Source organism: Pseudomonas sp. NPDC089534, assembly GCF_044749305.1.
Taxonomy (GTDB): domain Bacteria; phylum Pseudomonadota; class Gammaproteobacteria; order Pseudomonadales; family Pseudomonadaceae; genus Aquipseudomonas; species Aquipseudomonas ekonensis.
Genome location: NZ_JBIVHR010000065.1, coordinates 1 through 12,256 on the forward strand (window position 1 = coordinate 1; position 12,256 = coordinate 12,256).

The 12,256-nt window shown below is 65.2% G+C and carries 10 protein-coding genes and 1 pseudogene; 10 read left to right on the plus strand and 1 reads right to left on the minus strand.

Annotated features, from left to right (window positions below):
* The 10 genes and pseudogenes from ACIP0B_RS19270 to ACIP0B_RS19315 form a co-directional block, all read left to right on the plus strand.
* Positions 1–561 (plus strand): annotated as a pseudogene (locus ACIP0B_RS19270) (23S rRNA (adenine(2503)-C(2))-methyltransferase RlmN); the annotation flags it as partial.
* Between the two features lie 12 nt (positions 562–573).
* Positions 574–1,332, plus strand: a complete 759-nt coding sequence (gene pilW, locus ACIP0B_RS19275) for a type IV pilus biogenesis/stability protein PilW (RefSeq protein WP_400835090.1) — start codon at positions 574–576, stop codon at positions 1,330–1,332.
* Positions 1,332–2,396 (plus strand): RodZ domain-containing protein, encoded by a 1,065-nt coding sequence (locus ACIP0B_RS19280; protein ID WP_400835093.1) that lies wholly within the window; start codon positions 1,332–1,334, stop codon positions 2,394–2,396. The genes pilW and ACIP0B_RS19280 overlap by 1 nt, the downstream gene beginning before the upstream one ends.
* Before the next feature lie 3 nt (positions 2,397–2,399).
* Complete coding sequence (ispG, locus tag ACIP0B_RS19285; RefSeq protein WP_007956680.1) at positions 2,400–3,509, plus strand: flavodoxin-dependent (E)-4-hydroxy-3-methylbut-2-enyl-diphosphate synthase; 1,110 nt, start codon at positions 2,400–2,402, stop codon at positions 3,507–3,509.
* Between the two features lie 22 nt (positions 3,510–3,531).
* Positions 3,532–4,821: a histidine--tRNA ligase gene (gene hisS / locus ACIP0B_RS19290; protein WP_085586647.1), complete on the plus strand. Its 1,290-nt coding sequence runs from the start codon at positions 3,532–3,534 to the stop codon at positions 4,819–4,821.
* Between the two features lie 41 nt (positions 4,822–4,862).
* The gene (locus tag ACIP0B_RS19295; protein ID WP_400835097.1) at positions 4,863–5,504 is read left to right on the plus strand and encodes a tetratricopeptide repeat protein; all 642 of its coding nucleotides are present in this window, start codon (positions 4,863–4,865) and stop codon (positions 5,502–5,504) included.
* Positions 5,497–6,648 (plus strand): outer membrane protein assembly factor BamB, encoded by a 1,152-nt coding sequence (bamB, locus tag ACIP0B_RS19300; protein WP_400835100.1) that lies wholly within the window; start codon positions 5,497–5,499, stop codon positions 6,646–6,648. Before ACIP0B_RS19295 ends, bamB begins: the two co-directional genes overlap by 8 nt.
* 194 nt (positions 6,649–6,842) lie before the next feature.
* Positions 6,843–8,315, plus strand: a complete 1,473-nt coding sequence (gene der, locus ACIP0B_RS19305) for a ribosome biogenesis GTPase Der (protein ID WP_085586650.1) — start codon at positions 6,843–6,845, stop codon at positions 8,313–8,315.
* A gap of 134 nt (positions 8,316–8,449) precedes the next feature.
* Entirely contained in the window at positions 8,450–9,598 is a 1,149-nt protein-coding gene (locus ACIP0B_RS19310) for a pyridoxal phosphate-dependent aminotransferase (RefSeq protein WP_400835105.1), read from the plus strand.
* Complete coding sequence (locus ACIP0B_RS19315) at positions 9,586–10,377, plus strand: amidohydrolase (protein ID WP_400835108.1); 792 nt, start codon at positions 9,586–9,588, stop codon at positions 10,375–10,377. The genes ACIP0B_RS19310 and ACIP0B_RS19315 overlap by 13 nt, the downstream gene beginning before the upstream one ends.
* Before the next feature lie 80 nt (positions 10,378–10,457).
* On the opposite strand, the gene leuA is transcribed toward ACIP0B_RS19315, so the two are convergent.
* Entirely contained in the window at positions 10,458–12,137 is a 1,680-nt protein-coding gene (gene leuA / locus ACIP0B_RS19320) for a 2-isopropylmalate synthase (protein ID WP_085586652.1), read from the minus strand.
* Between the last annotated feature and the right edge of the window lie 119 nt (positions 12,138–12,256).

Here is a 12,256-nt window from a genome sequence, read left to right on the forward strand (position 1 = left end):
CGCCGCGTGACCCTGACCACGTCGGGTGTGGTGCCGATGATCGATGAGCTGGCCAAGCACATCGACGTGTCCCTGGCGTTGTCCCTGCACGCACCGAACGACGCACTGCGCAACCAATTGGTGCCGATCAACAAGAAATATCCGCTCAAGATGCTGCTCGACTCGTGCGTGCGCTACATGTCCGCCCTGGGCGAGAAGCGTGTGCTGACCATCGAGTACACCTTGCTCAAGGACGTCAACGACAAGCTTGAGCATGCGGTCGAGATGATCGAGCTGCTCAAGGACATCCCCTGCAAGATCAACCTGATCCCGTTCAACCCGTTCCCGCATTCCGGGTACGAGCGGCCGAGCAACAACGCCATCCGCCGGTTCCAGGATCAGCTTCACCACGCAGGCTTCAACGTCACCGTGCGCACCACCCGTGGTGAGGACATCGACGCCGCCTGCGGTCAATTGGTAGGACAGGTGCTGGATCGCACCCGTCGCAGCGAACGCTACATCGCGGTGCGCGAATTGAGCGCCGACGGTGATCTGGCGCAGAACGCCGCGAACACTCACTAAGAGAGGATCTCTATGTCCCTGCGCTTCGCGCTGCTGTTGCTGTTGGCCAGCCTGTGTGCTGGCTGTGTCCTGTCGGGCGACTACAACCCGATGAAGACCAGCAAGGGCCGCGACGAGGCGCGGGCTGCGTACGTGCAGTTGGGACTGGGTTATTTGCAACAGGGTATGACCGAGCGGGCCAAGGTGCCGCTGAAGAAGGCCCTGGAGCTGGACGGCTCGGATGCCGACGCCAATGCCGCGCTGGCGCTGGTGTTCCAGGCCGAGCTTGAGCCTCAGCTGGCCGACGAGCACTTTCGCAAGGCGCTGTCCGCCCGTCCCGCCGATGCCCGGATCCTCAACAACTACGGCAGTTTTCTCTACGAGCAGCAGCGTTACAAGGACGCCTACGAGCGATTTGAGCAGGCGGCCGCCGATACCCTGTATCCTGAGCGTTCCCGGGTGTTCGAGAACCTCGGCATGACGGCGGCGAAGCTCGGTCAGCGCGACGTGGCGCAGCAACAGCTGGAAAAGGCCCTGCGCCTGAACCGCCAGCAACCGCGTGCGTTGCTGGAAATGGCTGAGTTGTCCTTCGAAGACAGGCATTATGTGCCCGCGCGAGACTATTACGACCGTTACAGCCAGTTGTCCGAGCAGAATGCGCGTAGCCTGCTGCTCGGCGTGCGCCTGGCGAAAGTGTTTGATGATCGCGACAAGGCCGCCAGTTACGGCCTGCAACTAAAACGACTCTATCCCGGTACGCCGGAATATCAGCAATACCTGTCGGAGCAATGATGAAAGCGGCGCATCCCGAAGTTGTAGCAGCGACTCGCGTTAACCCCGGTGAGACCTTGCGCCAGGCCCGCGAAAGCAATGGCTGGTCGCTGGCCGAAGTGGCCCTCAAGCTCAACCTCACCGTGACTTCCTTGAGCAACCTCGAGGCCGGCGCGTTCGACAAGCTGCCGGGGCATACCTTCGCTCGCGGCTACATTCGCGCCTACGCCAAATTGCTCGGCATGGACCAGGCCGTCCTGGTTCAGCAGTTCGACCAGTCCACCGGCACCGACTCCCAGGGCAGCAATGTGCATAGCCTGGGCCGGATCGAGGAGCCTGTGCGGGTTTCCCACACCATCCTGCGCATCGTCAGCCTGTTGCTGCTGATCGCGGTCATCGGCGGCGGTTTCGTCTGGTGGCAGGATCAGACCTCGCTGCGCACCAAGGACCTGATCGGCCTGGCCCCGGAGCACGTCGAAGTCGAAGGCGCCGACGGCACCACCCAGATCCATCCGCTGGACGAGCCGGAAGACCAGGCCGTCGAAGAAGGCCAGGCCGAGGCTTCGGCCCCGCTGGCGCTGCCTCAGGCCGAAACCGCCGCTGAGTCGGCCGGCACCGAAGCCGTCGCTCCGCAGCCTGCGCCCGCTGCTGCCGCTCCGGTCGCACCGGTTGTGGCGCCTGTCGCTCCGGTTCACACGCCGGCCCCTGTCGCCGCTGCCCCTGCGACGCCTGCTCCCGTGGCCCCGGCAACGCCTGCGCCAACCGTTGCCGCTCCGGTGGCACCGGCCGTTCAGGCGTCTGCGCCGGTCGCCGCTGCGGCCGTTCCGGCGGCGCCTGTCGCCGGCCAGGGTCAGGTTCAGGTGCAGTTCACCGCCGATTGCTGGACGCAAGTCACCGACGGCAGCGGCAAGGTGCTGTTCAGCGGCCTGAAGCGCAAGGGCGACAGCCTGGCTGTCGCCGGCAAGCCACCGTTTGCCGTGCGCCTGGGCTATGCCCGCGGCGCGCAGGTCAGCTACAACGGCCAAGCGGTCGATGTGGCTCCGTTCACCAGTGGCGAGACCGCTCGCCTGAAGTTGGGTCAATAAGTCATGCACGGCGAATCTCCAATCAAACGGCGCGAATCGCGCAAGATCTGGGTCGGCAATGTGCCGGTGGGCGGCGATGCGCCCATCGCTGTGCAGAGCATGACCAACAGCGACACCAATGACGTCGCCGCCACCGTCGCCCAGATCAACCGTCTGGAAGCCGCCGGCGTCGACATCGTGCGGGTGTCGGTGCCGGACATGGACGCCGCCGAGGCGTTCGGCAAGATCAAGCAACTGGTCAAGGTGCCGCTGGTGGCGGACATCCACTTCGACTACAAGATCGCGCTGCGCGTGGCCGAACTGGGCGTCGACTGCCTGCGGATCAACCCGGGCAACATCGGCCGCGAAGACCGCGTGCGCGCGGTGGTGGATGCGGCCCGCGACCGCGGCATCCCGATCCGCATCGGCGTCAACGCCGGCTCCCTGGAAAAGGACCTGCAGAAGAAGTACGGCGAGCCGACCCCGGCCGCGCTGGTCGAGTCGGCCCTGCGTCACGTCGAGCACCTCGAACGCCTGAACTTCCAGGACTTCAAGGTCAGCGTGAAGGCCTCCGACGTGTTCATGGCCGTCGAAGCGTACCGCCTGCTGGCCAAGGAAATCGTCCAGCCGCTGCACCTGGGCATCACCGAAGCCGGCGGATTGCGCTCGGGCACGGTGAAATCCGCCGTGGGCCTCGGTATGCTGCTCGCCGAAGGGATCGGCGATACCATCCGCATCTCGCTGGCGGCCGACCCGGTCGAGGAAGTGAAAGTCGGCTACGACATCCTCAAGTCCTTGCATTTGCGTTCCCGAGGCATCAACTTCATCGCCTGCCCGAGCTGCTCGCGGCAGAACTTCGACGTGGTCAAGACCATGAACGAGCTGGAAGGGCGCCTCGAAGACCTGCTGGTGCCGCTGGATGTCGCGGTGATCGGCTGTGTGGTCAACGGCCCGGGCGAAGCCAAGGAAGCCCATATCGGCTTGACCGGCGGCACGCCGAACCTGATTTACATCGACGGCAAGCCGTCGCAGAAACTGACGAACGACAATCTGGTGGACGAGCTGGAAAAGCTGATCCGCGAGAAGGCGGCCGAAAAGGTCGAAGCCGACGCAGCGGTCATCGCGCGCGGCTGATCGAACGAATTAAGGAATCTTTGTGAGCAAGTCTCTGCAAGCCATCCGTGGCATGAACGACATCCTGCCCGAGCAGACACCGGTATGGCGCTATTTCGAAGGCACCGTCTCGCGTCTGCTGGACAACTACGGCTATCGCCAGATCCGCATGCCGATCGTCGAGTTCACCGAGCTGTTCAAACGCTCGATCGGCGAAGTGACCGACATCGTCGAAAAAGAGATGTACACCTTCGAGGACCGCAACGGCGACTCCCTGACCCTGCGTCCGGAAGGCACCGCCGCCTGTGTGCGCGCTGTGCTCGAACATGGCATCACCGGGGGTGGCCAGGTTCAGAAGCTGTGGTACATCGGCCCGATGTTCCGCCACGAGCGTCCGCAGAAAGGCCGTTACCGCCAGTTCCACCAGATCGGCCTGGAAGTGTTCAACCTCGACGGCCCGGACATCGACGCCGAACTGATCGTGCTGACCTGGCGCCTGTGGGGCGAGCTGGGCATCCGCGATGCGGTCAAGCTCGAGCTCAACAGCCTGGGCACCAGCGAGTCACGCGCCCGTTACCGCGATGCGCTGGTCGAGTACCTCTCGGCGCACCACGACAAACTGGACGAGGACAGCCAGCGTCGCCTCAAGACCAACCCGCTGCGCGTGCTCGACACCAAGAACGCCGACACCCAGGCCGTGCTGGTCGGTGCGCCGAAGATGGCGGACTACCTGGACGACGAGTCCCGCGCGCACTTCGAAGGCCTGAAGGCCCGTCTGGATGCCGTCGGCATTCCGTACGTGCTCAACCCGAAACTGGTTCGCGGCCTCGACTACTACAGCAAGACCGTGTTCGAGTGGGTCACCGACAAGCTGGGCGCCCAGGGCACCGTGTGCGCCGGCGGCCGTTACGACGGCCTGGTCGAGCAGATGGGCGGCAAGCCGACCGCGGGCGTCGGTTTCGCCATGGGCATCGAGCGTCTGGTGCTGCTGCTGGAAACCCTGGAGCAGATCCCGGAAGAGATCTCCCGGCAGGTGGACGTCTACCTCTGCGCCTTCGGCGAAGAGGCGGAGCTGGCCGGGCTGGCCCTGGCCGAGCGCGTGCGTGACGCGTTGCCGAACCTGCGCCTGCAGGTCAACGCCGGCGCCGGCAGCTTCAAGAGCCAGTTCAAGAAGGCCGACAAGAGCGGCGCGCTGTTCGCGCTGATCCTCGGCGACGACGAAATGGCCCAGCGCACCGTCGGCGTCAAACCCCTGCGTGGCCAGGGCGAACAACAAAACATCGGCTGGGATGCGCTCGCTGCGCACCTGGCCACCTGCGTCGTGCAGGGTTGAAGCTGTCAAACAGCCGAATTAGCGATCAAAGGAGTATTGGGGTGTCGAGTACCGAAGACGAACAGTTGGCGGATTTGAAGGACTGGTGGGCACGCAACGGCAAACCTCTGGTCACCGGCGGCCTGTTGGCGCTGGTCATCGTGTTCGGCTGGCAGGCTTTTCACAAGTACCAGAGCAACCAGGCGCAGGGCGCTTCGGTGCTCTACCAGCAATTGCTGGAAACCACGCTGACCCCTGACGGTAAGCCTGACGCCGCCCGCGTCACGGACCTGGCCGGCAAGCTCAACAGCGAATTCGGCGGCAGCGCCTACGCGCAGTACGGCAACCTGTTCGTGGCCAAGGTGGCCGTCGACAGCGGCAAGCTGGACGATGCGGCGACCGAGCTCAAGGCCATCATCGACAAACCGGCCAACCCGGCGCTGGGCGAAATCGCCCGTCAGCGCATGGCGCAGGTGCTGGGTGCGCAGAACAAGGCCGACGAGGCCCTGAAGCTGCTCGAAGGCGACGCCGACAAGGCGTTCCTGGCCACCCGCGAAGAACTCAAGGGCGACCTGCTGGTGCAGCTGGGCCGTACCGACGAAGCGAACGCGGCGTATCAAAAAGCCAAGGCGGCGCTGTCGGACGACGCGGCGGTCGGTGGCCTTCAAATCAAGCTGGACGACCTGGCCAAAGGGGATGCGTGACGTGATCGGTTGGAAGCATGCAGCAGTGCTGGCTCTGGCCATTCTGGCCGCGGGTTGCAGCAGCAACAGCAAAAAGGAACTGCCACCGGCCGAACTGACCGACTTCAAAGAGGAAGTGGTTCTGCACAAGCAGTGGAGCCGCTCGATCGGTGACGGTCAGGGCGAAACCTACAACATGCTGGTGCCGGCGATCGACGGTGACAGCATCTACGCCGCCGACGTGACCGGCATCGTGATGGGCCTGGACCGCAGCAACGGCGACGTGAAGTGGAAAAAGGACCTGGAGCTGCCGGTGTCCGGCGCCGTGGGCGTGGGTTACGGCCTGGTGCTGATCGGCACGCTGCGCGGCGAAGTCGTCGCGCTCGATGCCGTCAACGGCGAAGAGAAGTGGCGTTCGCGCGTCAACAGCGAAGTCCTCGCGCCGCCGGCCAACAACGGCGACGTGGTGGTGGTGCAGACCCAGGACGACCGTCTGATCGGCTTGGACGCCTCCACCGGCAACCAGCGCTGGGTGTATGACAGCACCCCGGCCGTGCTGACCCTGCGCGGCACCAGCGCGCCGATCGTCACCAACCGCCTGGCGGTGGCTGGCCTGTCGACCGGCAAGGTGGTCGCGGTGGACATCTCCAACGGCGTACCGGTCTGGGAGCAGCGCATCGCGATCCCGCAGGGCCGTTCCGAGCTGGAGCGTGTGGTCGACATCGACGGCGGCCTGCTGCTGTCCGGCGGCACCCTGTACGTCGCCAGCTACCAGGGCCGCGTCGCGGCGCTGGACCTGGAAAGCGGCCGTCAGCTGTGGCAGCGCGACGCGTCGAGCTACGCCGGCCTGGCCCAGGGGTTCGGCAGCGTCTACGTGAGCCTGTCCTCGGGCACCGTCGAAGGCGTCGACGAGCGTTCCACCACCGCGCTGTGGAGCAACGATTCGCTGGCCCGCCGTCAACTGTCGGCGCCGGAAGTGTTCTCCAGCTATGTGGCAGTCGGTGACCTGGAAGGTTACCTGCACCTGCTGAGCCAGGTGGACGGCCGTTTCGTCGGCCGTGAGCGCATCGACAGCGACGGCCTGCGTGCACGTCCGCTGGTGGTGGGCGATACGATCTATGTGTATGGCAACAGCGGCAAACTGGAAGCCCTGACCATCAAGTAACAACTATGCTTGGGGAATTCCCCAAGCGGCTTCACCTGTGGGAGCGGGCTTGCCCGCGAAGGGCGTCAACGATGACGCGTGCTGCCCCGGCGGTACGTTTTTTCGCCGGCAGCCCCCCGCAGAGCAGCCCCGAGCACCAGCCGCTGCCACGCAGCGGCTTTTGTATTTTCTGAATTAACGCAGTGGAGAGCCGCATGGTTCCCGTAATCGCCCTGGTGGGCCGACCGAACGTCGGCAAGTCCACCTTGTTCAACCGCCTGACCCGGACCCGCGACGCCATCGTCGGCGACCTGTCCGGTCTGACCCGTGATCGCCAGTACGGTGAGGCCAAGTGGCAAGGGCGCTCCTACATTCTGATCGACACCGGCGGCATCTCCGGCGACGAGTACGGCATGGACGAAAAGATGGCCGAGCAGTCGCTGCTGGCCATCGAAGAAGCGGATGTCGTCCTGTTCCTGGTGGACGCCAAGGCCGGCTTCACCGCCGCCGACCAGATGATCGCCGAGCACCTGCGCAAACGTAACAAGCGCTCCTTCGTGGTCGCCAACAAGGTCGACAACATCGACCCGGAAATGGCCCGCGCCGAATTCGCCCCGATGGGCATGGGCGACGCCATCCCGATCGCCGGTGCCCACGGCCGCGGCATCACCCAGCTGCTGGAGATCGCCCTGGGCGATTTCCCCAAGGATGATGACGAGCCGCAGGAAGGCGAAGAGGACGAAGAGGTCGCCGAAGGCGAGGAAGCCAAGCGCATTCCGGGCCCGAGCGAGAAGGACGGCATCAAGATCGCCATCATCGGTCGCCCGAACGTCGGCAAGTCGACCCTGGTCAACCGCATGCTCGGCGAAGAGCGCGTGATCGTCTACGACCAGCCCGGCACCACCCGCGACAGCATCTACATTCCCTTCGAGCGCAACGAAGAGAAGTACACGCTGATCGACACCGCCGGTGTGCGCAAGCGCGGCAAGATCCACGAGGAAGTCGAAAAGTTCTCCGTGGTGAAGACCCTGCAGGCGATCAAGGACGCCAACGTGGTGATCTTCGTGATGGACGCCCGCGAAGGAGTGGTCGACCACGACCTCAACCTGCTGGGCTTCGCCCTCGAGGCGGGCCGGGCGATGGTGATCGCGCTCAACAAGTGGGACGGCATGACCCCGGGCGAGCGTGACTACGTGAAGACCGAGCTGGAGCGCCGGCTGTTCTTCGTCGACTTCGCCGACATCCACTTCATCTCGGCGCTGCACGGCACCGGCGTGGGCAACCTCTACGGTTCGGTGCAGAACTCGTTCAAGTCGGCGGTCACCCGCTGGCCGACCAGCCGCCTGACCCAGATCCTCGAAGACGCGGTCAGCGAACACCAGCCGCCGATGGTCAACGGTCGCCGGATCAAGCTGCGCTATGCCCACCTGGGCGGCGCGAACCCGCCGCTGATCGTGATCCACGGCAACCAGATCGAGAAAGTGCCGAAGTCGTACGTGCGCTACCTGGAGAACACCTACCGCCGTGTGCTGAAGCTGGTCGGTACGCCGATCCGCATCGAGTTCAAGGGCGGCGAGAACCCGTACGAAGGCAACAAGAACACGCTGACCGACCGCCAGGTCAACAAGAAGCGTCGATTGATGTCGCACCACAAGAAAGCCGAGAAGAAGCGCCGCGACAAGCGCTGATCCAACGCTTGCGGCTCCCCTTCGGGAGTTCCGGGAAGGGCGCCGTTTGGCGCCCTTTTTCATGGGCGGCGGATGGGCTATCCTCGGGCACTCCCGCGCCGACGTCAGAGCCGGGTGCAGAGCAGGGAACCTTGATGATCACCAGCAAGCTGCCGAATGTCGGCATCACCATCTTCACGCAGATGTCTCAGCTCGCGGCGCAGACCGGAGCGATCAACCTGTCCCAGGGTTTTCCCGATTTCGACGGCCCGCAGGCGCTGCGCGACGCCGTCGGACGCCACATCGCCAACGGCCATAACCAGTATTCGCCGATGACCGGCCTGCCGGCGCTGCGCCAGCAGATCGCGGCGAAGATCGCCCGCAGCTACGGCGCCGACGTGGATGCCGACAGCGAAGTGACGGTCACCCCCGGCGCGACCCAGGCGATCTTCTGCGCCATCCAGGCGGTTATCCACAGCGGCGACGAAGTCATCGTGTTCGACCCGGCCTACGACAGCTACGAGCCGGCGGTGGAACTGGCCGGCGGCCGTTGCGTGCACGTCCAGCTCGGCCTGGACGACTTCGCCATCGATTTCGACCGGCTCAGCGCCGCCATCGGCCCGCGCACGCGGATGATCATCCTCAACACCCCGCACAACCCGAGCGGCGCCCTGATCAGCCGTGCCGAGCTCGACCGGTTGGCCGAGCTGATCCGTGACCGCGACATCTACGTGATCAGCGATGAAGTCTACGAACACCTGGTGTACGACGGCGTGGCCCACGTCAGCGTGCTGGCCCACGAGGAGCTGTATCAGCGCGCGTTCGTGGTCAGCTCGTTCGGCAAGACCTATCACGTCACCGGCTGGAAGACCGGCTACGTCGTGGCGCCGCCGGCCCTGAGCGCCGAGCTGCGCAAGGTGCACCAGTACGTCAGCTTCTGCGGGGTGACGCCTTTGCAGTACGCCCTGGCCGACTATATGGCCGCGCATCCTGAGCATGTCGAAGAACTGCCGGCGTTCTACCAGGCCAAGCGCGACCTGTTCTGCGATCTGCTGGCGCCTTCGCGGTTCCGCTTCACCCGGGTGGCCGGCACCTATTTCCAACTGGTCGACTATTCGCAGATCCGTCCCGACCTGAACGACGTCGAGATGGCGATGTGGATGACCCGCGAGCATGGCGTGGCCAGCATCCCGGTGTCGGTGTTCTGCCAGCATCCACCGCAAGGCCAGCGCCTGGTGCGCCTGTGCTTTGCCAAACGCGAGGAGACGCTGCGCGAAGCGGCGGCAAAACTATGCGTGATCTGAGTGCGTTGCCCGACCTTGATGTGGCGTTGATCCAGACCAGCCTGGCCTGGCACGACCGGCAGGCCAACCTGGAGCATTTCGAGGCGCTGCTGGAGCAGGCCCGCGGGGCTGACCTGGTGATCCTGCCGGAGATGTTCACCACCGGGTTCTCGATGGCGTCCGAGACGCTGGCCGAAGCCGAAAACGGCCCGACCAGCAAATGGCTGCGGGCCCAGGCGGCGAAGCTGGATGCAGTGGTCACCGGCAGCGTGATCATCCAGGCCGCCGACGGCAGCCACCGCAACCGCTTGCTGTGGGCGCGGCCGGACGGCGAGGTGCTGCATTACGACAAGCGCCACCTGTTCCGCATGGCCGGCGAGCACAACCACTACACGCCGGGCGAGCGTCAGGTGCAGTTCGAGCTCAAGGGCTGGCGCGTGCGTCCGCTGATCTGCTACGACCTGCGTTTCCCGGTGTGGAGCCGCGACGCCCAGGACACCGACCTGCTGCTGTACACCGCCAACTGGCCGGGCGCCCGCCGGCAGCACTGGAACCGCCTGCTGCCGGCGCGGGCCATCGAGAACCTGTGCTACGTGGCGGCGGTCAACCGCGTCGGCACCGACGGCAAGGGTTTCGCCTACACCGGCGACAGCCAGGTGCTGGACTTCCAGGGCGAAACCCTGCTGGCGGCGGGTGAGGCGGACGGGGTGTTCCGGGTCGTGCTGGAGGCGGCGCCGCTGGCGGCCTACCGTGAGCGCTTCCCGGCGAACCTGGATGCGGACACGTTCGAGTTCACCTGAGGCGGCCGACACAAAACCAGCCGGCAAAAAGAAAGGCCCCAGGGTTCGCACCCTGGGGCCTTTTGCATGGCGGCGGCCGGTTACGCGGCTTTCGCTTCCGGCTGGCTCAGGGAGCGGTTCAGCGCGCTGAACAGGGCCTTGAAGCTGGCGGTGGTGATGTTTTCATCGATGCCGACGCCGTGCACCGCACGTTCGCCGTTCACCCGCAGCTCGATGTAGGCCGCGGCCTTGGCGTTGGTGCCCGCGCCGATGGCGTGCTCGTTGTAGTCCATGATCTCCACCGGAATCGGCAGGCCGGCCACCAGCGCTTCGAGCGCGCCGTTGCCCTTGCCGCGCCAGTGCAGGTTGGTCTCGCCCTGGCCCTTGCTCGCCACTTCCACTTCGACGGCGCTGTGGCCGTTCTCTTCCTGCAGGCGATGGCTGACCAGCGCATACGGGGTGTTGGCTTGCAGGTACTCGGTGTGGAGCAACGCGTGGATCTGCTGGGCGGTCATTTCCAGGCCCAGGCGGTCGGTCTCGCGCTGCACGACCTGGCTGAACTCGATCTGCATGCGGCGCGGCAGGCTGATGCCGTATTCCTGCTCCAGCAGGTAGGCGATGCCGCCCTTGCCGGACTGGCTGTTGACGCGGATCACCGCCTCGTAGCTGCGGCCGATGTCGGCCGGGTCGATCGGCAGGTACGGCACTTCCCACAGGGCGTCGGACTTCTGCTGGGCGAAGCCCTTGCGGATCGCGTCCTGGTGGGAGCCGGAGAACGCGGTGTGCACCAGGTCGCCGACGTACGGGTGGCGCGGGTGCACCTGAATCTGGTTGCACTCCTCGACGACCTTGCGCACGCCGTCGATATCGGAGAAGTCCAGCTCAGGGTCGACGCCCTGGGTGTACATGTTCAGGGCCACGGTGACGAGGTCGACGTTGCCGGTGCGCTCGCCGTTGCCGAACAGGCAGCCTTCGACGCGGTCGGCGCCGGCCATCAGGCCCAGCTCGGTGGCGGCCACGCCGGTGCCGCGGTCGTTGTGGGTGTGCAGGCTGATGATCACGCTGTCACGGCGGTTGATGTGGCGGCCGAACCATTCGATCTGGTCGGCGTACACGTTCGGGGTCGCGCACTCGACGGTGGCCGGCAGGTTGAGGATCATCTTGCGCTCAGGCGTCGGGTTCCAGACCTCGATCACCGCGTCGCAGACTTCCTTGGCGAACTCAAGCTCGGTGGCGCTGAAGGTTTCCGGCGAGTATTCGAACGTCCACTCGGTTTCCGGCTGCTGCGCGGCGTATTTGACGAACAGCTTGGCGGCGTTGACCGCGATGGCCTTGATGCCGTCCTTGTCCTGGTTGAACACGATGCGGCGGAACGACGGCGAGGTGGCGTTGTACAGGTGGACGATGGCTTTCTTCGCCCCGCGCAGGGACTCGAAGGTGCGCTCGATCAGGTCTTCGCGGCCTTGGGTGAGCACCTGGATGGTGGTGTCGTCCGGGATGTGGCCGTCTTCGATCAGGGTGCGCACGAAGTCGAAGTCGGTCTGCGAGGCGGCCGGGAACGAGGCCTCGATTTCCTTCACGCCCACCTGCACGAGGGTTTTCCAGAAGCGCAGCTTTTTCGCCGAGTCCATCGGTTCGATCAGCGACTGGTTGCCGTCACGCAGGTCGGAGCTGCACCAGATCGGCGCGGCGTCGATGGTCTTCGACGGCCAGGTGCGGTCCGGCAGGTTGATCACGGGAAACGCGCGGTATTTCGAAGACGGGTCTTTGAGCATGCTCATCGGGGAATTCCTTATTGTCTGGGCCGAAAAGAGGCGGCCTGCCGGTGGAACGAATGTTCGGAGAGAAGCAGAGACGAGGCGCAGCGATTCAGCCCGGCAGTCGTGCGCTGACGAGGCAC